25 protein-coding genes and 2 riboswitches are annotated in these 25,667 nt (G+C 63.8%); of the genes, 13 read left to right on the forward strand and 12 right to left on the reverse strand.

Annotated elements, in window-relative coordinates:
- Nucleotides 1-7 precede the first annotated feature (7 nt).
- The 3 genes from HMI59_RS02780 to HMI59_RS02790 form a co-directional block, all read right to left on the reverse strand.
- Nucleotides 8-1,207 (reverse strand): cation:proton antiporter, encoded by a 1,200-nt coding sequence (locus HMI59_RS02780; protein ID WP_069696805.1) that lies wholly within the window; start codon nucleotides 1,205-1,207, stop codon nucleotides 8-10.
- Nucleotides 1,208-1,212: 5 nt separating this feature from the next.
- Nucleotides 1,213-1,695, reverse strand: coding sequence for a cation:proton antiporter regulatory subunit (locus HMI59_RS02785; protein ID WP_021474051.1), 483 nt, complete (start codon nucleotides 1,693-1,695; stop codon nucleotides 1,213-1,215).
- Nucleotides 1,696-1,772: 77 nt separating this feature from the next.
- Entirely contained in the window at nucleotides 1,773-3,176 is a 1,404-nt protein-coding gene (locus HMI59_RS02790; RefSeq protein WP_193592722.1) for an MFS transporter, read from the reverse strand.
- Between the two features lie 129 nt (nucleotides 3,177-3,305).
- Here HMI59_RS02790 and HMI59_RS02795 point away from each other — a divergent pair, with 129 nt between their 5' ends.
- Genes HMI59_RS02795 through mnhG form a run of 6 tightly spaced genes read left to right on the forward strand, consistent with a single transcriptional unit; the run spans nucleotide 3,306 to nucleotide 9,560 of the window.
- Nucleotides 3,306-6,287 (forward strand): Na+/H+ antiporter subunit A, encoded by a 2,982-nt coding sequence (locus HMI59_RS02795; protein ID WP_193592723.1) that lies wholly within the window; start codon nucleotides 3,306-3,308, stop codon nucleotides 6,285-6,287.
- A complete protein-coding gene (locus HMI59_RS02800) occupies nucleotides 6,284-6,784 on the forward strand; it encodes a Na(+)/H(+) antiporter subunit C (RefSeq protein WP_193592724.1) in 501 nt (166 codons plus the stop codon). The genes HMI59_RS02795 and HMI59_RS02800 overlap by 4 nt, the downstream gene beginning before the upstream one ends.
- Nucleotides 6,781-8,349 carry a Na+/H+ antiporter subunit D gene (locus HMI59_RS02805; protein WP_062098241.1) on the forward strand — a complete coding sequence of 523 codons (1,569 nt, stop codon included), beginning with the start codon at nucleotides 6,781-6,783 and terminating at the stop codon, nucleotides 8,347-8,349. The genes HMI59_RS02800 and HMI59_RS02805 overlap by 4 nt, the downstream gene beginning before the upstream one ends.
- A complete protein-coding gene (locus HMI59_RS02810) occupies nucleotides 8,346-8,912 on the forward strand; it encodes a Na+/H+ antiporter subunit E (protein ID WP_166187166.1) in 567 nt (188 codons plus the stop codon). The genes HMI59_RS02805 and HMI59_RS02810 overlap by 4 nt, the downstream gene beginning before the upstream one ends.
- Nucleotides 8,909-9,187: a monovalent cation/H+ antiporter complex subunit F gene (locus HMI59_RS02815; protein ID WP_193592725.1), complete on the forward strand. Its 279-nt coding sequence runs from the start codon at nucleotides 8,909-8,911 to the stop codon at nucleotides 9,185-9,187. Before HMI59_RS02810 ends, HMI59_RS02815 begins: the two co-directional genes overlap by 4 nt.
- Complete coding sequence (gene mnhG / locus HMI59_RS02820) at nucleotides 9,177-9,560, forward strand: monovalent cation/H(+) antiporter subunit G (RefSeq protein ID WP_193592726.1); 384 nt, start codon at nucleotides 9,177-9,179, stop codon at nucleotides 9,558-9,560. Before HMI59_RS02815 ends, mnhG begins: the two co-directional genes overlap by 11 nt.
- 26 nt (nucleotides 9,561-9,586) lie before the next feature.
- Here mnhG and HMI59_RS02825 read toward each other — a convergent pair whose 3' ends face one another.
- Complete coding sequence (locus HMI59_RS02825; RefSeq protein ID WP_193592727.1) at nucleotides 9,587-9,847, reverse strand: DUF4235 domain-containing protein; 261 nt, start codon at nucleotides 9,845-9,847, stop codon at nucleotides 9,587-9,589.
- Between the two features lie 37 nt (nucleotides 9,848-9,884).
- A complete protein-coding gene (locus HMI59_RS02830; protein WP_193592728.1) occupies nucleotides 9,885-10,556 on the reverse strand; it encodes an NUDIX hydrolase in 672 nt (223 codons plus the stop codon).
- Nucleotides 10,557-10,739: 183 nt separating this feature from the next.
- Nucleotides 10,740-10,875: riboswitch (TPP riboswitch) on the forward strand.
- Nucleotides 10,876-10,952: 77 nt separating this feature from the next.
- Between HMI59_RS02830 and HMI59_RS02835 the strand changes: the two genes are divergently transcribed.
- From HMI59_RS02835 to HMI59_RS02845, 3 genes are read left to right on the forward strand one after another with little or no spacing between them, the layout of a single operon-like run.
- Nucleotides 10,953-11,573, forward strand: coding sequence for an ECF transporter S component (locus HMI59_RS02835; protein WP_193592729.1), 621 nt, complete (start codon nucleotides 10,953-10,955; stop codon nucleotides 11,571-11,573).
- Entirely contained in the window at nucleotides 11,573-13,114 is a 1,542-nt protein-coding gene (locus tag HMI59_RS02840) for an ABC transporter ATP-binding protein (RefSeq protein WP_193592730.1), read from the forward strand. Before HMI59_RS02835 ends, HMI59_RS02840 begins: the two co-directional genes overlap by 1 nt.
- Nucleotides 13,111-13,905, forward strand: coding sequence for an energy-coupling factor transporter transmembrane protein EcfT (locus tag HMI59_RS02845; protein ID WP_021474063.1), 795 nt, complete (start codon nucleotides 13,111-13,113; stop codon nucleotides 13,903-13,905). Before HMI59_RS02840 ends, HMI59_RS02845 begins: the two co-directional genes overlap by 4 nt.
- A gap of 4 nt (nucleotides 13,906-13,909) precedes the next feature.
- Here the strand turns inward: HMI59_RS02845 and HMI59_RS02850 are convergent, their stop codons facing one another.
- Together HMI59_RS02850 and HMI59_RS02855 are read right to left on the reverse strand one after the other, a co-directional pair.
- Complete coding sequence (locus HMI59_RS02850; protein WP_193592731.1) at nucleotides 13,910-14,512, reverse strand: GNAT family N-acetyltransferase; 603 nt, start codon at nucleotides 14,510-14,512, stop codon at nucleotides 13,910-13,912.
- 45 nt (nucleotides 14,513-14,557) lie between these two features.
- Nucleotides 14,558-16,693, reverse strand: coding sequence for a penicillin acylase family protein (locus HMI59_RS02855; protein ID WP_193592732.1), 2,136 nt, complete (start codon nucleotides 16,691-16,693; stop codon nucleotides 14,558-14,560).
- A 101-nt stretch (nucleotides 16,694-16,794) separates the two neighbouring features.
- On the opposite strand from HMI59_RS02855, the gene HMI59_RS02860 reads away from it, so the two are divergent.
- Both HMI59_RS02860 and HMI59_RS02865 read left to right on the forward strand, forming a co-directional pair.
- Nucleotides 16,795-17,523 (forward strand): siderophore-interacting protein, encoded by a 729-nt coding sequence (locus tag HMI59_RS02860; protein ID WP_193592733.1) that lies wholly within the window; start codon nucleotides 16,795-16,797, stop codon nucleotides 17,521-17,523.
- Nucleotides 17,524-17,650: 127 nt separating this feature from the next.
- Complete coding sequence (locus HMI59_RS02865; RefSeq protein ID WP_069696794.1) at nucleotides 17,651-19,174, forward strand: UDP-N-acetylglucosamine 1-carboxyvinyltransferase; 1,524 nt, start codon at nucleotides 17,651-17,653, stop codon at nucleotides 19,172-19,174.
- Between the two features lie 110 nt (nucleotides 19,175-19,284).
- Here HMI59_RS02865 and HMI59_RS02870 read toward each other — a convergent pair whose 3' ends face one another.
- Nucleotides 19,285-20,109 (reverse strand): endonuclease domain-containing protein, encoded by an 825-nt coding sequence (locus HMI59_RS02870; protein ID WP_193592734.1) that lies wholly within the window; start codon nucleotides 20,107-20,109, stop codon nucleotides 19,285-19,287.
- A gap of 223 nt (nucleotides 20,110-20,332) precedes the next feature.
- Between HMI59_RS02870 and HMI59_RS02875 the strand changes: the two genes are divergently transcribed.
- A complete protein-coding gene (locus tag HMI59_RS02875) occupies nucleotides 20,333-21,544 on the forward strand; it encodes a glutamate--cysteine ligase (protein WP_193592735.1) in 1,212 nt (403 codons plus the stop codon).
- 4 nt (nucleotides 21,545-21,548) lie between these two features.
- Here HMI59_RS02875 and HMI59_RS02880 read toward each other — a convergent pair whose 3' ends face one another.
- Genes HMI59_RS02880 through HMI59_RS02895 form a run of 4 tightly spaced genes read right to left on the reverse strand, consistent with a single transcriptional unit; the run spans nucleotide 21,549 to nucleotide 24,046 of the window.
- Nucleotides 21,549-22,151, reverse strand: coding sequence for a hypothetical protein (locus tag HMI59_RS02880; protein WP_166187155.1), 603 nt, complete (start codon nucleotides 22,149-22,151; stop codon nucleotides 21,549-21,551).
- 9 nt (nucleotides 22,152-22,160) lie between these two features.
- Nucleotides 22,161-23,369: an O-succinylhomoserine sulfhydrylase gene (locus HMI59_RS02885; RefSeq protein WP_193592736.1), complete on the reverse strand. Its 1,209-nt coding sequence runs from the start codon at nucleotides 23,367-23,369 to the stop codon at nucleotides 22,161-22,163.
- 3 nt (nucleotides 23,370-23,372) lie between these two features.
- Nucleotides 23,373-23,783, reverse strand: coding sequence for a rhodanese-like domain-containing protein (locus HMI59_RS02890; RefSeq protein WP_021474072.1), 411 nt, complete (start codon nucleotides 23,781-23,783; stop codon nucleotides 23,373-23,375).
- Nucleotides 23,780-24,046, reverse strand: a complete 267-nt coding sequence (locus tag HMI59_RS02895) for a DUF1737 domain-containing protein (RefSeq protein WP_193592737.1) — start codon at nucleotides 24,044-24,046, stop codon at nucleotides 23,780-23,782. The genes HMI59_RS02890 and HMI59_RS02895 overlap by 4 nt, the downstream gene beginning before the upstream one ends.
- A gap of 12 nt (nucleotides 24,047-24,058) precedes the next feature.
- Nucleotides 24,059-24,172: riboswitch (SAM riboswitch) on the reverse strand.
- A 166-nt stretch (nucleotides 24,173-24,338) separates the two neighbouring features.
- Between HMI59_RS02895 and HMI59_RS02900 the strand changes: the two genes are divergently transcribed.
- Nucleotides 24,339-25,667, forward strand: coding sequence for an NtaA/DmoA family FMN-dependent monooxygenase (locus HMI59_RS02900; RefSeq protein WP_193592738.1), 1,329 nt, complete (start codon nucleotides 24,339-24,341; stop codon nucleotides 25,665-25,667).

Below are 25,667 nucleotides of genomic sequence, written 5' to 3' on the forward strand. Positions count from 1 at the left end.
GGGGTGTTCAGACCGGGGTGGGCTCGGTTCTCCGGGGAGGGGCCTTGGGGCTCTTGCGGATCATCTTGACCAAGGGCTCCACGAACCGGGCCGCGAGTGGGCCCAGGATGGCCATAATGAGCACGTAAGCCGTAGCGAGAGCCGCGAGCTCGCCCGGAACGGCGCCGGACGCAAGGGCAAGCCCGGCAATGACGATCGAGAATTCGCCGCGGGCAATCAAGGCCGCCCCTGCCCTGAAACGACCGGGAACTGCGATACCAGCGCGCTTGGCTGCCCAGACGCCGGTAACCACCTTGGTTGCGGCTGTGAGGATCGCCAGGACAAGCGCCCAGCCGAGGACCGGCGGAATAGATGCCGGATCGGTGTTGAGCCCGAACGCTACGAAGAAAATGGCCGCGAAAAGGTCGCGCAGGGGTTCCAGGATTCGTGTGGCGTTGTGGGCGGTTGCACCGGAGATGGCGATGCCCAGCATGAAGGCGCCCACTGCGGCCGAGACCTGCAACGCTGAGGCAAGGCCCGCAACCAGGAGCGCCAGACCGAGGACGTTGAGCAGGAACACCTCGGAGTTCTCGCTGTGGATCGCCTTCGACACCCGATGTCCGTGCCGCAGCGCCACCACCAGGACCACCGTGACAACAGCCAGTGCTATGCCCACGGTCTGCAGCCCGCCGAGGAAGCCGACGCCGGCAAGGATGGCGGTGAGGATCGGGAGGTAGACGGCCATGGCGAGGTCCTCGAAAACAAGGATCGACAACACCACGGGTGTTTCACGGTTACCGATCCGGCCAAGGTCCGTAATGACCTTCGCGGCGATGCCCGAGGACGAAATGTAGGTGACGCCGCCCATCACGATTGCCCCCACCAGTCCCCAGCCAAGGAGCATGGCGATGCCCGCGCCGGGGATGAAGTTGAGGACAAGGTCCATAATTCCGGCTTGCCATGAGCGCTTGAGTCCGGTGACCAGCTCGGAAGCGGTGTATTCCAGCCCGAGCATCAGCAGGAGCAGGATCACCCCGATCTCGCCGGACAGGTGCGCGAACTCATGCAGGCCATCCAAATCCACCAGTCCGCCTGCCCCAAAGGCCAGTCCGCCAACCAAGTACAGCGGAATCGGGGACATGCCGATCCTGCCGGCCAACCTGGCAAGCAGTCCCAGGCAGAAGACTACGGCGCCCAGTTCCACCAGGGTCACTGCTAAAGGATCCATGCGGGTCAGCCGTTACGGAAGATGGCGGCGGCCAGGTCAAGGCCTTCCTGCGTGCCGACCGCTACGAGCAAATCACCGGGATGAAGGACGTCTTCGGGTGACGGTGACGGGATCACCTCGCCTTCGCGCATGAGGGCCACGATGGAAACCCCGCTTCGCGTCCTGATCTGCGCCTTCCCCATGGGCTGGTTGGCAAAGGGGGAACTGGACTTGATGGAGAACTGCCGGGTGATGATGCCCGGGAGTTCCTTGTGATCTTCCGCCAGCCGCATGGCAATGTGCTGTCCGCCCAGCAGGTTGCCCAAGGTTGCAGCTTCGTCGGCCGTCAGCGGGATGGAAGCCTGGCAAGTGTCAGGATCGTCCCATGTGGAAACGAATAGTTCGGTCTCACCCTCACGGTGCTCAACCACGCCGATGCGACGACCCGACGCTGTGACGAAGTCCTTGCGGACACCGAGGCCCGGGAGTTCGGTCTCTTCCACGTTCATCTCTCAACCTTAACTCTGTAGAAAATCTTCGATAGTCCGCTGGGGAGCGGCATTCGTGCCCGGCTCCCGCCGGGCCTTTATTTGCTGGGGACCACGGCAATCGAGGTCTTGTTCGGCGGCCTCACCGGCAGGATCACCAGCAGGCCTGCCAGCAGGACCACCATGATCCCGAGGATGCCCCAACGTTGGGCCCCACCTTCTTCAACAAACGGAGCGGCGATTGTGATGCACAAGGTGAAAAGACTGGGAGCGAGGAAGCTGACAGCCCGGCCCGTAGTGGCGTAAAGACCAAAGAGTTCGCCCGATTCGCCCTCCGGAGCCAGCCTGGCAAGGTAAGCCCGGGATGACGATTGCGCCGGTCCTACGAACAGGCAGAGGAGGAGTCCGAAAACCCAGAAGGTGGTGGAGCCGGCCCATTGGTATCCGAAGAAATCATAGTCCCCGTTGCCGAGGACCAGGATGACCGTTCCGGCGATGAGCAACCCGATCAACGACAGGACGATAACGGCCTTGGGCCCGATCCTGTCATCCAGGAAGCCGCCCACGATGGCGCCGGCGGCTGCGACCACGTTGCCGAAGATTGCGAAGAAGATGACGTCCTTCAGTTCAAAGCCGAACGTGCCTGCGGCAATCACCCCGCCAAAAGTAAAGACGGCGGCCAGCCCGTCCCGGAAGATCGCGCTGGAGAGAAGGAAGAAGATCGTGTGCGGGCTGGTGCGGTAGATGGCTGCGATGCGCCGCAGCAGCAAGCGATATGAGGCGAAGAAACCCAGCGCGGCAGTGTCCTTGCGAATCCGCACTTCCGGCACCGTCAAGAGGACCGGCAGGGCAAAGACAAAGAACCACAAAGCCGAGAAGACAGCCACCAGGCGGATATTAAGGGAGTCTTCCGTGGACGAACCGAACCACTCGAAAGACGGCTGGACAAACAGTTGCAGGACCAGCAGGAGGGCGACAATCCCGCCGAGGTACCCCATGCCCCACCCGAAGCCACTGACCTTGCCGATGTTTTTGGGCGTGGAGATCTGGGAGAGCATCGCGTTGTAGTTGACCCCCGCGAACTCGAAGAAGACATTCCCCAGCGCGATCAGGCTGACGCCCAGCAGAAGGAAACCCGGTTCCGGGAACACGAAGAAACACAACGCGGTCAGAACTGCCGTCGCTGCAGTGTTGACGCCCAGCCAGAGCTTCCGGCGTCCTCCGGCATCCGAGCGTTGGCCGGTGACCGGGGCAAGGAGGGCAATGGCGAGGCCGGCGACGGCCAGGGCGGCGCCAAGGGCAGCAGATGCAGTATCTTCCCCGCCGAAAGCATTCGACGTGAGGTACACGGTGAACACGAAAGTGGTCATCACGGCGTTGAACGCAGCCGAACCCCAGTCCCATGCAGCCCACGCCAGTATTTGGCCTTTCTTGGAAGAGGCAGGACCCGAGGCAAGCTCGGACGACGGTGGGGAAGTTTCGGGAACTGCAGCCGCGTTCATAGCCTGAATGCTATCCGGAGCAGGGGAAAAACTGTCGGTTCGCCTTGATAAACTAGACAGACTGAACCCAACGTATGTACCGCCTGCTCCAACTTTTGATAATTCATTCCTGACTTTGCGGAGACACCTTTGATCACAGTTCTCGCCATCACCTTTGTAGCGGCAACTGTGGCGCCCTTGATCTTCAGCAAACTTGGTAGGAACGCTTTTTATGCCCTGGCGGCCATACCTGCCGGCGCGTTCGCTTGGCTGGTCCTTCAGCATGACGCTGTATATTCCGCCGGTGGCATAGAAGAGATCGTCCCCTGGATTCCGGACCTGAAACTGGAATTCGCGTTCAGGATGGACGCCCTGTCCTGGGTGATGTCGCTGTTGATCCTTGGCGTGGGCACGCTGGTGCTGGTTTATTGCGCGCGGTACTTCAAGGACTCAGACCACAGTCTTGGCGGATTCGGCGCCCAACTGCTGGCTTTTGCAGGCGCGATGTTCGGTTTGGTGACGTCCGATGACCTGCTGATGCTGTTCATCTTCTGGGAACTGACCACCATCCTCTCCTACCTCCTGATCGGCTACGCGCGGACCAGGCTGGCAGCCCGCCGCTCGGCCCTGCAGGCATTGATGGTCACCACCGCAGGCGGGCTGGCGATGCTCGTGGGCCTCATCATCCTCGGCCAGGCAGCCGGAACCTACCGGATCTCGGCGATCCTCGAGCAAGCCGGGGAGCTCATGGGCGGCCCCATGCAGGATGCCGTGACCGCCGCCGTCGTGCTTGTCCTGGTTGGTGCCATCACCAAATCGGCCCTCGTCCCGTTCCACTTCTGGCTGCCCGGTGCCATGGCGGCGCCCACTCCAGTGAGTGCATACCTCCACGCTGCGGCGATGGTAAAGGCCGGCATCTACATTGTTGCGAGGCTTGCTCCCGGTTTTGCCGAGTCTGCGTTCTGGCTGCCGCTGGTCCTCGGATTGGGCCTGGCGACCATGCTCATCGGCGGCTACCGGGCGCTGCGGCAGACCGATATCAAGCTCATCCTCGCCTACGGCACTGTCAGCCAGCTCGGCTTCCTCACCATGGTGGTTGGCTTGGGCAGGCCGGACGCGGCCCTTGCCGGACTGGCACTGTTGCTGGCCCACGGTTTGTTCAAGGCAACGCTGTTTCTGGTGGTGGGCATCATCGATCACCAATCGGGTACGCGTGATATCCGCAAGCTGTCCGGCGTATTCCGTTCCTCCCGGGCTTTGGGCGTAGTGGCTGCCATCGCCGCAGCATCGATGGCCGGCGTGCCGCCATTGGCGGGTTTCGTGGCCAAGGAGTCTGTGTTCGAGACGTTCGTGCATTACGCCACTGAGCCCGATGCGCCCGACTGGGGCATCTGGATCCTGGTGGGGCTGGTGATCGGCTCCATCCTCACATTCGCTTACAGTGCGCGGTTCATGTGGGGGGCATTTGCCACGAAGCCCGGCATTGAACGCACCCCGTTCAAGGCCATCAAGCCGGCCTTCCTCGCCGCCCCCGCCATCCTTGCCGCGCTGTCAATCGCCTACGGCGTCTGGCCCGTGCCGGTGGACGCTTGGATCCAGCCCTACGCCGCGCTCTTCGCAGGCAAGGAAAACACCGTCGACGCCGGACACCTGGCTTTGTGGCATGGCGTCACTCCCGCTTTGGGACTGACAGCATTGACTTTCGCGGTGGGCGCGGCGATGTTCTACGGCCGCAACTTCGTGTCCCGGGCACAGGCATTCGTCCCTGACTGGGTGGATGGCGACCGCGCCTACCAGCACACCATCGGCGCGTTGGACGACGTCGCAGTCTGGATCACCGGCCGCACGCAGCGTGGTTCCCTGTACTTCTACCTGACGGTCATCCTCAGTGTCGCTTTCACGGTTCCCCTGACGGCACTGCTCGTTTCCAACAAGCCGTTGCCCGGCAACGTGTACTTCATTGATCCCAATTCGCCGCTCCAGCTGATTGTGGGAATCGGCATTGTGGTGGGTGCGTTGGCGGCCGTCCGGGCCAACAAACGTTTCCTCGCCGTACTCATGGTGTCCGTCACCGGTTACGGGATCGCCCTGGTCTTCGCCCTCCAAGGCGCTCCTGACCTCGCCTTGACCCAGATGCTTGTGGAAACAATCGTCCTGGTTGCTTTCGTGCTGGCCATGCGCAGCCTTCCTGCAGAGCTGCGGGACCGCACCGGCGGCAGGCTGCGGGTTATCCGCGTCATTATCGGTGCAGCCTTTGGCGCCACCATGATCTTCGTTGCCATGTTCGCGATGGGTGCTCGGGTGGCCACGCCGGTCTCCCTGGAATTCCCGAAGCTTGCCTACGAAGGCGGCGGGGGACTGAACGTCGTCAACGTGACCCTCGTGGACATACGGGCATGGGACACGTTCGGTGAGATCTCGGTGCTGGCCGTTGCAGCCACCGGTGTGGCCAGCTTGATCTTCGTGCGCAGCCGGGGCGACCGGATCCGCACGTCTGCGGCAGTACCTGAAGGCAGTGTGGGCCGGCGGGTGGAGCGCGATTCCCGCGACAGTGCCACGCTGGCCGTCGCCCGGAAGTTCAGCGACGTGACACGCGATGCCTGGCTTGTGGCAGGCCGTACCCTGGCCCCCGAGCGCAGGTCCATCATCTTCGAAGTTGTCACCAGGTTGATCTTCCACTCCATGATTGTCTTCTCGATCTACCTGCTTTTGGCCGGACACAACCTGCCGGGCGGCGGCTTTGCGGGAGGCCTGACAGCAGGCCTGGCCCTCACCATTCGTTATCTGGCCGGCGGCCGGTTCGAGCTCAGTGAGGCAGCGACGGTCAGCGCCGGAACGCTCCTGGGAACGGGCCTGGCCACGGCGGCTGCGTCCGGCGTCGTACCGCTGTTCCTTGGCGGCCAGGTGTTCCAGAGCGCCATCATCGAGTTCTGGCTCCCGGTGTTCGGGGACGTCAAGTTCGTCACCTCCACCATCTTCGATATCGGCGTGTACGTCGTGGTGGTGGGCCTGGCCCTGGACGTGCTCCGCAGCCTTGGTGCCGAGATCGACGAACACTTTGAAGGAAAGGGAGCCCCCATCGCCGAGGAAGACGCCGCCGAGACCGCCTCTGCAGGGAAGGGCAACGCATGAGCATCAACCTGACCTTGCTGATCGTCATGGGCGTTCTCTACGCCTGCGGGATCTACCTCATCCTGGAACGCAGCCTCACGCGCGTCCTGCTGGGCCTGATGCTGCTGGCAAATGCCACCAACATCCTCATCCTCGCGACCGGCGGCTACGCGGGCCTGGCTCCCTTGTACAGCAAAGAGACAGACCCGGGAGCCTACAACGACCCCCTGCCGCAGGCTTTGATCCTGACGTCGATCGTCATCTCCTTCGCCGTCACGGCTTTCATGCTCGGCATCATCTACCGGACCTGGGCGCTGGCACGGCAAGACGAAATCCAGGATGACGTTGAAGACCGCCGCGTGGCCAAAACACCCAGCTACGACGCTGAAGACGATGCGATCGTTCCCTTGGAAACCTCGGAGTTCGCCATTACGCCGTCCACCCCCGAGGAACGACTGCACCCGGAAGAAACTGAAACCCCCAAAACGGCAAAGAGCCGGGAAGGAGGCAGCGCGTGAACCTCGCTAACCTGTCACCGCTTGCTGTCCTTCTCCCCATCCTGGGCGCTGCGCTGGCGTTCGTCTTGATCCGGCACACTGCGGCGCAGCGTGCCGTCAGCATCGGGATCCTGAGCCTCACGTTGATTCTGGAATCCTTCCTCCTCTTCTCCGTGTGGAACGGCGGCACGACGTCCGTCACGCTGGGCGGTTGGCTGCCTCCGTGGGGTGTGGTTCTGGTGGTGGATCAGTTCTCCTCACTCATGCTGGTGGTCTCCACGGTGGTGAGCCTGGCGGTTTTGATTTACGCAACCGGCCAGGGCATGGCCGACGGCGACCAGGAAGCTCCCGTCTCGATCTTCCACCCCACGTACTTGATCCTCGTGGCTGGCGTGTCCAATGCCTTCCTCACGGGTGACCTTTTCAACCTCTACGTGGGCTTCGAGATCCTCCTGACAGCGAGCTACGTTCTCATGACCCTGGGAGGTACCGGACCACGCATCCGCGCCGGCGTCACCTACGTGGTGGTCTCCGTTGTCTCCTCGGTCCTGTTCCTGATCGCCATCGCCATGATTTACGGCGCCACCGGCACCATCACCATGGCGGACCTGGCCATCAAACTGGCCGAGCTGGACGACGGGACCCGGAATCTCCTGCACGTGATGCTCTTGGTCGCCTTCGGGATCAAGGCAGCTGTCTTCCCGCTGTCGTTCTGGCTGCCGGACTCCTATCCGACGGCCCCCGCGCCGGTCACGGCCGTGTTCGCCGGCCTGTTGACCAAAGTGGGCGTGTACGCCATGGTGCGGACGGAGACGCTCCTCTTCCCGGGGGACACGCTCAACACCCCGCTCATGGTGGTGGCCCTGCTGACGATGGTGGTGGGCATCCTTGGTGCCCTGGCGCAGAGCGACATCAAACGTCTGCTCTCCTTCACGTTGGTCAGCCACATCGGTTACATGGTGTTCGGCCTGGCGATGTCTTCCGTGACGGGGCTGGGAGCAGCGGTCTTCTATGTGGCCCACCACATTACGGTGCAGACGAGCCTGTTCCTGGTCACTGGCCTCATTGAGCGTCGCGGTGGATCATCGTCCATCGACAGGTTGGGCGGACTGGCCAAGCTCTCCCCGCTGCTGGCCCTGCTGTTCTTCGTACCGGCCATGAACCTTGCAGGCATTCCGCCCTTCTCAGGCTTCCTGGGCAAACTCGGCCTTCTGCAGGCCGGTGTGGACCTGGGAACACCGCTGGCCATCACGCTTGTAGTGGGCGGGGTTGTCACAAGCCTCTTGACCCTGCTGGCGATCGCCCGCGTCTGGAACAGGGCCTTCTGGCGCAAGCCCGAGGACGCCGACTTCCCGGACCCCGTCCTTCAATCTCCCGGCAGCGTCGGAGTCCTCCCGCGAAGCATGGTGGGTTCCACCGCAGCCCTGGTGGTCTTCGGAGTGGCACTGACAGTCTTCGCCGGACCGCTCTTCAAACTCGCCGGCGGCTCTGCGGAAATCATGCTGGACCGGGGTGCGTACATCCACTCCGTCCTGGGTGATACCGCTCCCGTGCCCGCGCAGGCGCAGCCGGGTGATGCCAAATGAGCCGTAAACCCATATCCTTCCGGACCGAACTGCCGCTGCTGGTATGGCTCGTCATCGTGTGGGGTGCCCTCTGGCGGGACTTCAGCCCGGGCAATCTGCTGTTCGGCGCGTTGATCGCGATCATTGTGGCCAAGCTGTTCTACCTTCCGCCCGTGGAGCTCAGCGGACGGTTCAACGTGCTCCGGGCATTCCGCTTCGCCCTCATGTTCCTCGGCAAAGTGGCGGCAGCGAGCTTCCTTGTCCTCTACCTCGCCGTGGTTAAAGGGCCCAGCGTGCGCAGCGCCGTCGTCGCTGTTCCGTTGCGGAGCCATTCCGACCTCATGGTGACGGCCACCGGCCACGTCATTTCGCTGATTCCGGGCTCGCTGGTGGTGGAAGTGGACCGCTCCACGTCCACCCTGTACCTGCACGCCCTGAACATGAAAACCGAAGAGGACATCCAGAAGATCCGCCGGGAGGTCCAGGACATCGAGGCCGGGCTGATCCGGATCATGGGAACACGTGAAGAACTGGACGCGCTGCAGGCCGAGCAGCACCCAGGTGTGAAAGGGGCAGCGCTGTGAAAGAACTTGTACTGGTGGTGACGGCGGCAATCCTGAGCCTGGCTGCTGCCGGGGCCATCATCCGGATCGCCGTCGGCCCGTCCCTCCTGGACCGCGTACTGGCATCGGACGTCCTGCTGGCCATCCTGGGCGCGGCGCTGGCTATCGACATGGCCGTGAACCGTCACTTGAACAACCTCATGCTGCTGGTTGCCCTGGCCGTTATTGGATTCATCGGATCCGTGACGGTTGCCCGCTTCGTGGCCGACAGAAGGGGGCAAAGCAATGAGTCCTGATGCAACCGGCCTGGACGCCGTCATTGATGGCGTGACCGCCGTCTTTCTGGTGGTGGGCGCGCTGATGTCCCTGGGCGCCGCTATTGGCTTGCTGCGTTTTCCGGACCTGATGAGCCGCATGCACGCCGCCACCAAGCCCCAGGTGCTGGGGCTGTTCCTGATGCTGGCCTCCATAGGGCTGCAGATGAGGACGTGGTGGGTGTGGCCGGTCCTGCTGGTGGCCTGGATCTTCCAGCTGCTCACCGCGCCAGTCTCCGCGCACATGGTGGGCCGCTCCGCGTACCGCACCAAGCACGGGCACAGGGAACTGCTGACCAAGGATGAACTGGAAGCCGTGGTCCAGCGGGCAGCCGAAAGCCAAAACGAGAACTGATCCGTTGCCCGTGTGCAGGAAAGCTCCTAGATGATGTCTTGGGACTTCGCGAAGCGGGCAATGGCACGCTGGGTTCCGCGGCTGGTGAGCACCTGGATGAGCGTGCTGACGAAAGCCGACACTAACGCGAAGGTCAGGGCTGAGCGGAGGCTCGTCTCGACGTCGTCGTGGCCTGCGGGCGGCTTGTGGCCTGTGGCCTTTTCCCAACCCTTGTTCACCAGTTTGGTGCCAAGGAAACCCGCGCCGAGGCTCACGCCGGCACCCAGAAGCTTGAAGAAGAAGTTCATGACCTCAGCCTAGCGTCACGGCGGTGGGGGCCGCGTTTTACTGCTTGTTCCCGCGTTCCTTCAGGAACGCAGCCATGGAGCCAGGAGGTGACAGGACGGGCCGCACTTGGTGCTCGGCCTGCCACACGGCCTCCACGCTGTGGAACTCCGAGATCTCCTTGAGCAGGAAATAGGTTGGCGGCATGAGCTGGAGCTTGCCTTCTGCCTCTGCCGCCAGGATGCCTTCCACCGGCATCCAGAGTGACTGCCAGGCCTCCGTGGTTTGGTGCTGCGGCTCGGCTCCGGGGGCGGGCCTGGCCACGTAGAAGTAGGTGTCGAAGCGCTTGGGCATGTCCGTGGGCGTCACCCAGTTGGCCCAGGGGCGGAGCTGGGAGGCGTCGAGGCTCAGCCCTGCTTCCTCGAACACTTCACGGATGGCAGCCGCCAACACCGTGCCTGCTTGCGCATGCGGGTCGGAGGCCGCGATCGAGCTCATCGACCAATCGGCCGCATGCCTTTCCAGCAGTTCGGAGGAGTAGTTCCAGCCCTCCGCGTCCGAGGCATCGACGCGACCGCCGGGGAACACCACCATGCCTGCTGCAAAGTCCATGGAAGAGACCCTGTGCTGGACAAAGGCTTCCAGCCCCGCTGACGCATCCCGAAGCAGGATCACGCTGGCGGCAAGGCGGGGTTCGGCCACGGGGGTGTCCTTGGCTGGCTGTTCTGACATGGGATGGGCGCCCCTCTTGCTGCTGTGAATCCGGTGTGCTGAATCTGCTGGCCCCATTCTCTCAGGTGTGCGGCACAGCCGGTCCCGGCTGTGCGCCCGTGAAACAGCAAAAAGGTTTATGACCGGGCCCATAACCCGGCGCACCCCTTCCGGTGTAAACTGGGCACGCCCACAAGGGCAGATTGATAACGACAGGGGAGCGCCGCCGTCGAACCTGCAGGCATGCAGGAGACGCGAGGGCGCTGAGAGTGCGGACAGCCGCAGACCCTCGAACCTGATCCGGTTAGTACCGGCGCAAGGGAGTCGAGCTTCTCAGAGTGTCCGGAACCGGATGGCAGCAGGCCACCGGGAATACCGGGGAGCACTTTCCCCTCCTGTAACCTCAGGAGGCTAAGAATGACCACGTCAAGCGTGAAGAAGACCGGCAACAGCTGGCGCGTTGTAGACATTGTGGTGGCGGCGCTGATTGCCATCGCAGGCGGAGTGATCTTCTGGGCCTGGTCCCAGGGCGCCGCACTCGTATCCGTTCCCATGAATGCTGCTTATCCGCCCCTCACCGGCCTGATCGCCGGCGGGTGGATGATCCCGGCCGTGCTGGGCATGCTCATCATCCGCAAACCGGGAGCAGCGCTGTTCTGCGAAGCCGTCGCAGCAACGGGTGAGCTCATCATGGGGTCCCAGTACGGCACCACGGTCCTGATCTCCGGCATCCTGCAGGGCCTCGGAGCAGAACTGATCTTCGCTGCTTTCCGCTACAAGAAGTTCAACCTCCCGGTGGCCCTCCTCGCGGGTGCCGGGGCAGGACTGTTCTGCGGCCTTAACGATTCCTTCATGCCGTGGGGTTGGAACATCGCCTACGAAGCCGTCGACAAGCTGGCCTACATCGCCTTCACCACCGTTTCGGGCGCAATCATCGCCGGGGCACTGTCATGGGTGGCCACCCGCGGGCTCGCGTCCACGGGCGTCCTGAGCTCCTTCGCTTCCCGGAAAGCCGCGTCAGAGCCAGTCTTCAACTGATGGGACCGGCACAGGTACGGCCCGCCGCCATCTCCGCCAACGGCTGGGGCTGGCGGCATTCCGGCCGGACGGTACCAGCCATCCAGGGGCTGGACCTGCAGATCGAACCCGGGGAACGGGTTCTGCTGCTGGGGCCGTCCGGCGCCGGTAAATCTACGTTCCTGCACGCCCTCGCCGGGGTGCTGGGCGACGAGGAAGACGACGCGGACGAGACCGGTTCCCTCCTCATCGACGGTGCGGCACCTCGCGAACAGCGGGGCCGGGCCGGGCTCATGCAGCAGGACCCGGAAACGCAAGTAGTCCTGTCCCGCGTGGGCGACGACGTCGCTTTTGGCGCCGAGAACCTTGCCGTGCCCCGTGACGACATTTGGGCACGGGTCCATGAAGCGCTCGACGACGTCGGGTTGCGTACCGCTGCCGGCGACGGCCTCGCGTTGGACCACCCGACGGCGGCTCTTTCCGGCGGGCAGAAGCAGCGCCTGGCGCTGGCCGGGATTCTGGCGATGCGGCCGGGGCTGATCCTGCTCGATGAACCAACGGCGAACCTGGACCCGGCAGGCGTGCTGGAAGTCCGGGACGCAGTTCGCCGCTGCCTTGAAAAGACCGGTGCCACGCTGGTTGTAGTGGAACACCGGGTGTCCGTGTGGAAGGACCTGGTTGACCGCATCGTGGTCCTCCAACCGGGCTCGGCCGGTGGCGGAGTGCTGTTGGACGGCCCTCCCGATCAGGTGCTCGCCGAAGCCCGGAGCATGCTCATCACAGCCGGAGTCTGGGTCCCGGGATATGTGCCCCGTACCCGTACCAGGACCACCGCCGAGGGGCCGGCGGAGTTGCTCCTCGCAGCAGAGCACGTGGCCGTTTCCCGCGAAAGGCCGCGGCGGAGGGGTTTCAAGAGCATCCCGCCCATCCCGGTCCAAGCCGGTGTGTCCGCCCAGGTTCGGGCAGGACGGGCGTTGACCATCACTGGCCCCAACGGCGCAGGGAAGTCCACCTTTGCGCTCACGATGGCCGGCCTTCTGGCGCCGGTGGCAGGAAAGGTCTCTGCCGCCGTCGAGCTTTCCGAGGGTGCCGGAATCGATCCTTTCAAGTGGAAGGCGGATCAACTGATTTCCCGCATCGGGACGGTGTTCCAGGAGCCTGAGCATCAGTTCGTCACGGGCAAAGTGATGGATGAGTTGATGTTTGGGCCCCGGCACCTTGGCAGGGGTGAGGAGCGGGTGGACGAACTCCTGGAGAGGCTCCGTTTGACGCACTTGGTGGACGCGAATCCCTACACCCTGTCCGGCGGCGAGAAGCGGCGGCTTTCCGTCGCGACCGTCCTGGCCGCCCACCCGCAGGTCCTGGTGCTTGATGAGCCCACCTTCGGGCAGGATGCCAACACCTGGGCGGAACTCGCGTCTTTCCTGTCCGAGTTGCTGGACCAGGGCACGGCCGTTGTGTCCGTCACCCACGACGAGGAATTCAGCGCAGTGCTGGGCGGCATGGAGTTGCGGCTGGACCCGGCCACTGAAGCTGCCAGGCAGGAAGCGGGTGCGGCATGAGGGATGCGCTAAGCCTCACCGGAAACAACGCGGTGCTGACCAAGGCCAACCCCCTGGCGAAGTTCGTTGCCGTCTTCCTGATTTCGATGGTCCTGGCCTTGTCCATCGACTGGGTATCGGCATCGATCGCCCTTGCCGCCGAACTCGCGCTGTTCCCGCTTGCCGGGCTGACCTTGCGGCTCTTGTGGGTGCGGGCGTGGCCGCTCATCATCGCAGCCGCAATTGGCGGGTGGAGCACTGCGATTGTCGCCGCTGACAGCGGGGCCGTACTGCTCGACGTTGGACTGTGGTCCATCAGCGAAGGTTCCCTTGAGCTGGGGCTGGGTTTCATGCTCCGCGGCTTGGCGATCGCCCTCCCGGCGATCCTCCTGATGACCTGCACGGACCCCACCGACCTTGCCGACGCGCTGGCGCAGAAGGCCCGCCTCCCGCACCGGTTCGTGTTGGGATCGTTGGCTGCGATGCGGCTTGTGGGGCTGATGGCGGAGGAATGGCAAACCATCGGCATGGCCCGGCGCGCCCGCGGGGTGGGATCGCAGGGGAACCCGGTGCAGCGGCTCAAAGCGACCCTTGGCCAGAGCTTCGGGCTGCTGGTCCAGGCTGTCCGGCGGGCGTCGCGGCTGGCTGTGACCATGGAGGCCCGGGGCTTCGGGGGAGCGCAGCGCACGTGGGCCCGGGAGTCCACCTATTCGATGCTGGACGTTTGGGTCTTGCTGGGAGGGGTGCTGATTGCCGCCGCGGCTGTGTTGGCCGCCTTGGGTGCAGGCACGTGGAGCTTCGTCTGGCGCTAGGGGTTCAGCGAGTGGATTGCTCCGCTTGGATTTGTTCGAAGCCGGCCCGCGTGAGGAAGCCGAGTTGGGCTTCCTTTTCTTCGAGCCGGATGATGGGACCCAGCTCGAAGCAGGTCGCCTCCAGCCGTCGAAGCGCCTTGGCGTTCCTGGCATCGGGCTCAACTATGATCCGGTCCTTTCCGGGGACCGAGAACATGTACTTGATGAGGGACGTCGCAAGCCGTGGGGTGAAGTGCGGAATCGGCCGCGTCGCGGGAGCGAGCAGCAGGTGCATGCCGATGTCCTCCTCGCGCGCAGGGTAGGCCTCACCCACGGGATCGTGCAGCGGCTCGTACGTCTGGAACAAAGCCAGCGGCTCCCCGTCCAGGATCACCAGGAAGGCATGGTGCGTGTCCAGGGAGTCCAGGAACTCGTAGATTCCCTGGACTTCCTCGCGTGATTTTTCGGTCATGCCCCAGAACCTTGCCCTTGGCTGCGAGACCCACTGGTGGACCAATTCGATGTCTTCCGCAGGAATGAGCGGGACAATCCGCAACGAACCCCAGCCCGGGAGTTCTTCTGCGTAGATGGTCTGGCGGACGGCAAAGTCCTGTGTTGAGGTGGTCATTCATTCTCCATTTGGTTTGTGTGGCGTGCGTGCCGGAAGCAGCTGTCAGCGCGTTTCCTTGCGAAGACGGCCCCAATCCGTGATCACGGGGATGAGTTCACCCTCGGCCCAGAGGGGGAGTTGGTCGGAAAAATGGGCGCTTTCCGGTCTGCCGGAGGCGCCGAAAGGGACCACCCAGCGGCTTTTGCTTCGCTCGGCAAGGTCCCAGACATAACGGGCGACAGGTCCCCGGAAGCTGCGGTCGTCAACACCGGGAAGGCTCTCCGTGCAGAGGACGCATCCGGTATCCCCGCTGAGCGCGCGTGTTGGTGCCGAACCGGCGAGGTCTCCGGGCAGCACATGGACCGCCAGAAGCTGATGCCGGTCACCCCACGTGCCGCGGTTCTGGCTTGAATCCTCCAAGGCCCTATCCTGCGCCGCATCCTCAAGGGCCGCAGTAGCCTCAACAGGCACCGATATCCCCAGTTCGCCGGCGCGGACCGTCAGGGTTTCGAGCGCGAAACCCACCCGGGAAGCTATGGAGAGCCACGGTCCGAACAAGGGCGAAAATCCCGTCGGCCCGGCAAGGGCAGACAAGGCGGTATGCCTGACGATCCTTTGGACCAGGGCACCCCGCCACGCTGCGAAGCACGCCGCCAGATGGCTCCCGGAGTCCATCCGACCATCCCATTCGAGAAGCCTGGCATGGAGGGACGACGCCTCCGGGGAAAGATCATCTGCATCGAGGGCCGCCAAGAGTTTCCGGAAGTGTGGCCACGGCCCCAGGTACGTGTCCGAGTGAATGGCCCGCATGTGGTCCGCCGTGAAGGGTTCCCAGGTGGCCTCCAAGAGCTCGCGGATCCTCCGCGCCCGGTGTTCCGGAGCGAACTCCAAAGCTACGGAGTCCCCACCGCCGGCTGCGCGATCGTTGGCGCTGACGGCGAAACGCCGGACCTTGGTGCGGGGAAGAGCCACGTACTGCTTGTCCCATCCGTGACGGGAGGAGAAGCCTGGAACAGGCAAGCGACGGTTTGCAGGATTGCGTTGCGGAACCAGGCCGGCCACGAATTGTCGTACGGAGCCATGGATGTCTGCTGTTATGACACTGTTGACGGGTTCCACCCATGAATCGAACGCAGCCTCCACATCTGCCACGCTCCGGCTCCGCAACAGCGGAAGGAGGGATTCGAAACCCAGCCGCCCTTCAACCGACGCGGGGAAGCGCAAGCTCAGCGCGCCGCCGTCGGGCGTTTGTGAAATAACGGGACCGCGGGGCGTCTGGAGAACTTCCACACGGACCGGCTCGCCGCCCCGCACGGTGATGGTTTCGACCCCGGCCTCAACGACCTCCCAACCCTTGGGGCCCCGCGCGAGCACCCGCTCGGCGGGATCCCCACGGACGGGGAGCCGGCGGAGGTGTTCTTCAAAGAGATCCTGGTAGTCGGCCATGGCATTGGTGATGGCCCAGGCGGTGTGACCTGTGTGCGCAAAATGCGGCAGCCCGGGGACACCCGGGAAAGCGAACCCGACGGCGTCGAACTCCGGGCAGGCCAGGTGCACTTGCTGGTACACGCCGGGTAGTTCCATGAGGCGATGGGGGTCGCCGGCCACCAGCGGAAGCCCGCTTTCAGTGACGGATCCATGTGCAGCCCACGCGTTGCTGCCCGACCATACCGGTGCCTCGATGCTGAACAGGTCCACTGCCTTGGCGCCAAGGGCACGGGCAACGTGGGCGCGGAACAGCTTGTTGGGAAAGGTGGAGAACAGGATGTGGTGAACAAGGAAAACTCCCAGCGGGGTCCAGGGATTCCACGGTTCGGCCGCAGCGCCGGCCCGGTCGAATTCCGCGCCGCTCCGCAGGCCGTCCGCCAAAGCCTGGTTCACGCCGTCCACATATTTCCCACACCAGCGGCGGGTGGCCTCGTCCAACCCTTCAAAACAGCGCTGCGCAGTATGGTCCAGTCGGGCCTGCCGGGCGAAACGGTCCCACTCAAGGACCGCGGATCCCAGGAGCTCGGCCGTCCGTCCTTCGGAGCGCCAGCGTTCCAGTTCGATCTGCCAGGACCTGTCCGCTGCCGCATTGAAGCCTTGGAGGAAGGCCAGGTCATCGGCACTGTCAGCCCACAGGTGGGGGATGCCCCATTCGTCCCGGTAGATCCCGGAACCTTCTGCGGGCGGGTTGTACGTCGACGCTGGCGTCATAGTTCCGGGACTGCTTTCGAGTTAGGTTAGGCTTACTTAAGTTCAAGATAGGCGGTGCGGCCGCTTTCTCAAAATCCCTGCCATTCATGAAGGAGTGTTGCTTGAAGCGGAGCTGGGAAGGCATCGTCCTCAAAGCGATGGGTGCCAAGGACTTCACGTTGGAAGTCATCGGGCGGGAAGAAATTAGCCCTGACTTCCTCCGCATCAACGTCAAAGACGGTGGGCTGCTGATAAACTCCGAGCTGCACCCCACCATGTGGATCAGGCTGTGGTTCGACGACGGCGGAAAGGGTCATCAGCGCGCCTACACCCTGGTGGGTCCGGATGTGCGGGCCGGAACTTTCAGCATGGACTTCGCCATGCACGCAGGAGTCGCGGCTGACTGGGCCCGTACGGTGCAGCCCGGCGCCACCATCGAAGCGACCGTCCAAGGCAGCGCCTTCGATTTCCCGCAGCCGGCGCGGCGCCTTTGGATCGTTGGCGATCCCGCCTCGATCCCGGCCATCAACTCACTCTTGGATGCGCGTTCCGACGTGGGATCCACGGCGCCGGCGCACCTTTGGCTGGAATTCCAGCACGACGCCGATCCTTCCCTTGAGGTCCGGACGTCGCCAAGCGATGCTGTTACCTGGATTCCCCGCAAGCGTGACGGAGCGGCCCTGGCGGAAGAAGTCTGCTCGTCGCTGACTGCAGAAGCCGTTTCGCCAGAGGAGGACTTTTTCTGGGTTGCCTGCGAGGCCTCCAGTGCACGCGCCATTGCCAAACACCTGCGCAAGGTTGTGGGAGTGGATAGACGGCGGATCGACGTCCTGGGGTACTGGAAGGCCTGACCCCCGCACCTTGGCCGACAGTCCGCCGTCGAGCTTTATATCGCACCGCCCGGGTACGATGTGACGTTAATCGCTGAATCGGCGTTTTGCGCGGGCCTTCTAACTCACTTGTGATATTTCTTGGGTTATGACCCAACCTACTGCCGAACACGTTGGCCTTCTGCTTCGCGACGCCCGCAGCGAGAAGGGCTGGACCCAAGGCCAGCTGGCCGCCGAGCTGGGAACCAGCCAGAGCGCCGTGGCCCGCATGGAGCAGGGCAAACAGAACCTGAGCCTTCGAATGATTGAACGGCTTGAGGCCATCTTTGGCCGTTCCATCGTCAAGGTAGGCCGTCCCCAGATGACCCACCTCAGGGTTGAAGGCGGGCGGACGTTGTCCGGTGCCGTTGACGTCAACAGCAGCAAGAATGCCGGCGTGGCCCTGCTGTGCGCCAGCCTGATCAACCGGGGAACCACCACCCTGCGTCGTTTGGCAAGGATTGAAGAGGTCAACCGGATCGTCGAGGTCCTGACGTCCATCGGCGTCGAGTGCACGTGGCTTAACAACAGCGATCTGCGCATCCGCCGTCCCGAAGTGCTGGATCTCGGCACCATGGATGTCGATGCAGCGCGCCGGACCCGCAGTGTCATCATGCTGTTGGGACCGCTCCTGGACGAGACCGACGAATACCTGCTGCCGTATGCCGGTGGCTGCGATCTGGGAACCCGCACCGTTGAGCCCCACATGCAGGCGCTGCGCGAATTCGGGCTGAGGGTCGAGGCGAAGTCCGGGTTCTACTCCGTAGCAGCTCCTCCGGCCGACGGCGAAGACCGCTCGTTCGTGCTGACCGAACGCGGCGATACCGTGACCGAGAATGCGATCATGGCTGCCGCGCACCGTGAAGGCACCACCGTTATCCGCAATGCCAGCCCCAACTATATGGTCCAGGACCTGTGCTTCTACCTGCAGGGCCTGGGTGTGGGGATCGAAGGCATTGGCACCACCACGCTGCGCATCACCGGCCGGTCCAGCATCGACGTGGACATCGAGTACTTCCCCTCCGAGGACCCCATCGAGGCGATGTCCCTTATTACTGCCGGCATCGTCACCAACTCCGAGGTGACCATCCGGAGGGTGCCCATCGAGTTCATGGAGATCGAGTTGGCCACCTTGCAGCAGATGGGCCAGGAGCTGGAGATTTCCGGCGAATACAAAGCGCGCAACGGACGTACCCGCTTGGTGGACGTCACCACCAAGCCATCCGAGCTCCGCGCCCCGCAGGACAAGATCCACCCCATGCCCTTCCCGGGGCTGAACATCGACAACCTGCCCTTCTTCGCCGTGATCGCCGGCAATGCCGAGGGCCAGACCATGATCCACGACTGGGTCTACGAGAACCGCGCCATCTACTTGACCGAGCTCAACAAGCTCGGCGCCCAGGTCCAGCTCCTGGATCCACACCGGATTTACGTCAACGGCCCCACCAAGTGGCGTGCCGCCGAGATTGGCTGCCCTCCGGCCCTCCGTCCGGCGGCGTGCCTGCTCCTTGCGATGCTTGCCGCCCGCGGAACATCGGAGCTCCGCAACATCTACGTCATTGAACGTGGCTATGAGGACCTCGCCGAGCGGCTCAACACCATCGGCGCCAAGGTGGAGTACTTCCAGGACTAGGCCGGGTCCTTCAAATTTGCTGGATCTTTCCGGCCTTGGCCCTTCGGGGACCCCGCCATTCCGGGGCTTCGCCTGAGGTCAGGTGCGAATGATCCAGCAAATTTTGTTCATCACCCCAAATGGCGGGGTCTTCCCCTGGCCAGGAAGCCCCGGATTTCCGCCATGACGTGCTCCGGCGAGTTCCAGATCTGCTCCGGGGCGTAGCTCAAGAGATGGTAGCCACGCGCCTGCGCAGCGTTAAGCCGGGCCATGTCCTTCCGCCATGCTGAACGGGAGCTGTGGAATTGGTAACCGTTGACCTCCACAATCAGCCATTCGTCGATCAGGGTGTCCACCCTTCCTACGCCTTCTATCCGTACCTGTCGGCGGAATTTCAGCCCTTCTGCTTCGAAGAGAAGGCGGGCGCTGATCTCCGGCACGGACTCTGAGACCCCGTCTGCCATCTCTAAGCGACGCCGTGCCGTGCCGAAATACCGGGCTTGGAGCTCGCTGCGAAGCAGGTCCCGCGACAAACCAAACTTCTTGATGGCCGACTGGGCTCCGGCGATGGCATCTTCGGCGCAGAGGCACGTCAAAGCATGCAGGACTGTATCTTCCACGGAGGCAAGGGGAAGATTGGCCTCCGGACCGAAGCGGAGACCGCCGTGCCGCACGAAGCCGTGCCCTCTGCCGTGCCGGGTGGCTAAGTGAAGCTTTGCCGGTGTGGTCTTGAGCCAGAGACCGTACCTGAGCGCTGCGCTTGCACATGTCAGGTAGCCGTTGTTGGAAACCGCCTTGAGGACAGCAGGGTCAGCCGACGGTATAGCCCACAGACCATGCCTGGGCTGATAAGCACCTGCGAGCTTCCGGATATCGGCGGGGGTGTACCCGTTGGCCCGGAGCAGCCCGATCTTGGCGACTCCGCCCACCCTTGTGAGGAATTCAAACGCATCCATAGGGCCAGCAAGCCACGATCGACGCCCCGCCCAGGAGTGGTCGGGGGCCTTATGTGGATAGCCCGACGAGAAATTTGCTGGATCATTCCGGTCTTGGCCCTCGGGCAGGCCCGCCAATCCGGGGCATCGCCTGCGGTCAGGGGCGAATGATCCAGCAAAAATTGACGGACCAGATGGCGGCGGGGTTTGTTTGCCGCGGCTATCGTGGGGCGCAAAATGGAGCATGCGTACTTTCGGGGTGGAGGAGGAGCTGCTCATCGTCGATCCCGTGACGGGTCAACCTCTGGCCCTCGCGGATGCGTTGATCAGCGGAGAAGCGCCGCAGGACGGGACTTCCGAGGCAGAGGGTTCAGAGCTCACCCATGAATTGAAGCTCGAACAGATCGAGACCCGCACCCGGCCCTGCCATACCTACGACGAGTTGCTGCATCAGATCAGGCGGGGCCGGGCCATGGCAGACCAGGCCGCCCGGAAGCACGGGGCCCGCGTAGCCGCACTTGCCACTTCGCCCCTCGCTTCCACCCCGCACACGACGCCCAACCCCAGGTACGCGGAGATGCTGGAGCGTTTTGGACTCACGGCGTACGAGCAGCTGACGTGCGGCTTCCACGTGCACACCTCGGTGGAATCGCCTGAGGAAGGCGTCGTAGTTCTGGACCACATCCGGGACAAGCTCGCTGTCCTGACCGCCATCAGCGCCAATTCTCCCTACTGGCGCGGACAGGCCACCGGCTTTGACAGCTACCGCACCCAGGCCTGGAACCGCTGGCCCACGTCCGGGCCGTCCGCAGTGTTCGGTTCGCTGACCTCCTACCGGCGGATGGTCAAGCGGTTGTTGGAGACGGGCGTGCTGCTGGATGAGGGCATGATCTACTTTGACGCCCGCCTCTCCCGGGACCACCCCACAGTGGAAGTCCGGGTTGCCGACGTCTGCTTGCGTTCGGAGGATGCGGCCTTGATCGCCGTGCTGGTGCGGGCTTTGGTGGAGACGGCCACCCGGGAGATGCTCGACGGCGTTGAACCCGCCTCGGTGCCGACGGCGTTGTTGCGCATGGCCAGTTTCCAAGCCAGCAACATGGGTTTGCGGGGTGACCTTCTTGACTTTGGCGAATTCCGTCCCGAACCGGCCACAAGCGTGGTGTGGGCGTTGGTGGACTACTTGGCCCCTGTCTTGACGGAACAGGGCGAGCTGGAACTGGTGAAAGCAGGTTTAGCGGACATCCTGGAGCGCGGAAACGGCGCCCATCAGCAACGGGAAGCTGCGGCACGCTTCAACAGCCGCCAACGGGACGGCCAAAGCCCCGCAGGCAGTCCGCCGAGTGTAGAGGCGTTGGGTGCTGTGGTGGGGCATGCCGTCAAAGTCACCGCCTCCGGCACACCGGGAGGTGCCATCAAGGATCCCGATCCCGTGCTGGCACGCGTCCGCCGGGCCTAGGAACTCAACCAACCCCGGGATCGCCCGCGGGAGGCTCCGGATCCCACACCATCAAGTACCCTCCCACAGTCGCCTCCGTGACGTAGAAGACGAACGGCGGAATGTCCTTGGCCTTGAGCAGGATGCCAGCGAAAAGTACCGCAGCGCTGCTGGCCGTCACCCCCACCCAGCGTTTTGCCGGCGATCGCAGGAGGCCGGTGCCGAGGGCGGCCAGGCCGGCAATGTGCAGCCATGAGTAGCCCAGGAACGGAACATTCGAGCCGCGACGATACGCAAACCGTTCAAGGTCCGACGCCCTCCGGGACAGGCTGTACACAAACAGCGGAGCTCCGGCCAAGAGCGCGGCAGCCGAAGCCTCTAGCCAGTGCCTGGCCTTGGCGTCAGGCATGGCCCGTGCCAAGGCGGCGAATCCAATCGGCACGGCCGCGGTCCCGGCTGCGGCCACGTGGTGGCCCGCCACCCATCCCCGCTCACCCCTTAGAAGCAGCCTCAAACGCTCGGCCGGATCCTGGGTGGTATAGACGCGGGGCACGGGAGAAATTCCCGCCAGCCACACGACCGAACCCGCAACAATGACAGCCCCCGCGCGGCGGTATGGATGCCTCATGGCATGAGATTAGACCTGTTTGAGGGCCTTCTCCAGATCCAGGATGAGGTCGTTGACGTCCTCGAGCCCAACGGACAACCGGACCACGCCGTCGGAGAGCCCGATGGCTGCACGGCCTTCGGGTCCCATGGCCCTGTGGGTGGTGGTAGCCGGGTGGGTAATGAGCGACTTCGAGTCGCCCAGGTTGTTGGAGATGTCGATGACCCGCAACCCGTCGAGCAAGGCGAACGCGGCTTCCTTGGTGGAGCGGCCGGACGACGGCGAAAGCTCGAACGTCAGCACGGTACCACCGGCCTTCATCTGCTTGGCGGCCAGCTCATACTGCGGGTGGGACGTGAGCAAGGGGTATTTGACCCAGTTGATCGCAGGCTGGTCTTCCAGCCATTCGGCAATCTTCAGCGCAGAGGCGGAACTGTGGTTCACCCGCAGGCCCATGGTCTCCAGGCCCTTGGTCAGCACCCACGCGTTGAACGCGGACAATGACGGTCCGGTGTGCCGCATGAGCTGCTTGACCGGGCCTTCGATGAACTCCTTGGTACCCAGGATCGCACCGCCCAGTACGCGGCCTTGGCCGTCGATGTGCTTGGTGCCGGAGTACACGATGACGTCGGCGCCGAGGTCGCCGCAGCGCTGGAGCAGGGGAGTGGCAAAGACGTTGTCCACCACCACTGTTGCCCCGGCGGCGTGCGCGAGCTCGCTGACGGCTGCGATGTCCACGATCTCCTGCATCGGGTTGGAGGGGGACTCGAAGAACACCGCGGTGGTGGGCTCGGAGAGGGCAGCGCGCCACTGGTCAAGGTCGGGGCCGTCCACGAACACGGTCTCCACGCCCCAGCGCGGCAGGATCTCGTTGAGGATCACAAAGCAGGAACCAAAGAGCGAGCGGGCGGCAACCACCCGGTCGCCGGCGCCCAGCAAGGCACCAAGGGCAGTGAAGACTGCGGACATGCCCGACGCCGTCGCGAAGCAGGCTTCGGTGCCTTCAAGGAGACGCAGCCGCTCCTGGAAGGTGGCAACGGAGGGGTTGCCGTAGCGGGAGTAGACGAAGCGTTCGTCTTCCCCGGTGAAGGCGCGCTCGGCAGCTGCCGCCGACTCGTAGACGAAGCCGGAGTTGAGGAAGACGGGCTCCGCCGTTTCCTGGAAATTGGTACGGTCAAGGCCACCGCGAACGGCTTGGGTGTCTGGATTCCAGCCGGCGGCGTCAGGGTTGAAAGTCACTTCTTATTCGTTTCCAAGGTTGGTTGGCAGGCCGCGGTTTTTCCAGCCGTTGACGGTTCGTTCGCCGTAACGGTCCGGTTCACCTTCGAAGCCTTCGAGGACGTTGTAGGCGGTGAAACCTGCCTGTGTTGCGGCGATGGCCGCAGCAATGGAGCGCTGTCCGGACCGGCAAAGGAACACAAGCTCAACGCCGTCTCCCTCGGGTGCCTGTTGCTGCAGGTCTTCGATGAAGCGGGAGTTCGGGACGCCGCCTGCAAGGTTCCACTGGATGAACAGGGGATCGTTTTCCGTGGCCTTGGTGTCGGGGATGCCGATGTGGGCCCATTCGCCCTCGGTGCGGACGTCCACCAGGATGGCACCGTCCTGCAGCTTCGCCCAGGCATCCTGCGGGGTCAGGTCTCCGGCGTAGCTCATGCGTGGCCCTCGAATGCTGCCTCGTCCTCGTCGTTCTCCAGCTCATCCACGGCATTGGCCACGGCGGCATCCGCGCTGGCGACGGCGGCAGGCAACACCACGGCCTGTGCCACGATGACGTCCGTGCCGTTGAAGGTGGCCGACGGGCTGCCATGCAGGACGTAGCCTTCAGCGAGGGCGTTGCTGATCCGTTCGCAGAAGTCCCGGGTGTCCGGGCCCGTGATCAAACGGTAGGAAAGTCTCTCTTCGGTGGGTTCAGGCATTAATGTGCTCCTCAGTCACGCTTGCAGTTCGAAGTGTCGAATACGCCGAGTAGTCACCTGAGGCACCCCGCCGCGGGAGAGGGTTGCCGACCAGCAAGTCAGGGCTTGGCGCTGGTACTCATTACTCAAGAAGAAAATAACATCCGCGGCCGTTGCGACGCATGTGGCGGGTGTCCCGCCGTCGTCATGTTGCGTAACCGGACCGGCCGCCGGGACTGGACCATTTAAGACGTCACGGGAGCATAATTGACGCAATACGACCCCCTGTAACTTCGCATGAAATCAGGTCGCGGTGAACGGACAGAGCAGTTCTACACTCAAGCCCATGCTGCATTTCGGATGGTTCGTGGGCCATGGATTCGGTGTCCAGGGCTGGGGGACTCCCGGCTACAGCCTGGGCTACGACTGGAAGAAGCCTGCGCTCTACCAGGAGGCCGTCCGGGCTTTTGAACGCTCGGGGCTGGACCTGTTCATCATCGAAGATTCACTCACCGTCCCGGACACGTACGGCGGCACCGCGGAAGTGTCGCTTGCGCACGCCTCCTTCGCTCCCAAGCACGATCCCCTCGCGCTGGTGCCGTACCTGCTGTCCGCGACCGAACACCTCGGCATTGTGCCCACCATCAGCGCGTCCTTCTACCCGCCTTTCACCGCGGCCAGGCTCCTTGCCACCCTGCAGCATTTCTCCGGGGGCCAACTCGGCTGGAACGTGGTGACCTCCGGCAGCGACCTCGCCGCGCAGAATTACGGACTGGACCAGCAGATCGAGCACGACCTGCGGTATGAAAAGGCGGAGGAATTCGTCGACGTCGTTCGGCGGCTTTGGCGGAGCTGGGAACCGGACGCCGTGCTGGAGGACGTGGAGGCAGGCCGGTTTGCGGACCACACCAAAGTCCATCCCATCAACCACGACGGGCAGTTTTTCAAGGTCCGGGGTCCGCTGAATACGGCACCCCTTCCCGAGGAACCCGTACTGGTGCAGGCCGGTGCATCGCCCCGGGGCAAGGCGTTCGCGGGTGGCCACGCTGACGTCGCCATCGCCCTGGCCCGGGGCGTCGACGGGATGAAGGCCTACCGCGATTCCATCCGTGCCGAAGCCGCACATGCAGGACGGAATCCCGACGACGTCAAGGTACTTTTTGTCCTCAAGCCCACCGTGGTGGGGTCTGCCGCGGAGGGGGAGGAACTGCGGGCACGGCGCAAGGAGCTGACCCAGCGGGACATCGACAGCCAGCTCAACTCGATCTCCTACCTTTCGGTGATCGACTTCAAGCAATTCGACCTCGATCAGCCCCTCCCCGAGCTGAGCACCAACAGCAACCAAGGAACGCTGGAACACTTCGCCAAAGCGGCTCGTCCCGGGTCCACGCTGCGGCAGATCCTGCAGGCCCGCAGCGGCGGCGCAGGTGATTCGATCATCGGGACCGCCGGAGAGATCGCCGACTACCTCGAGGAGACGGGCGAGGCCGTGGGCGGTGACGGCTTCCTGTTTTCCGGGTTCGTCGATCCGGTGACGGTGCATGGGGTCCTGGACAAACTGACTCCCGAACTTCGTCGCCGCGGCCTGCTGAGGAAAAGCTATGGCAACGGCGGTTTCCGGCAGAATCTCCTGGATTTCTGA

The organism is Paenarthrobacter sp. YJN-5, from assembly GCF_015040095.1.
Classification (GTDB): Bacteria; Actinomycetota; Actinomycetes; order Actinomycetales; family Micrococcaceae; genus Arthrobacter; species Arthrobacter ureafaciens.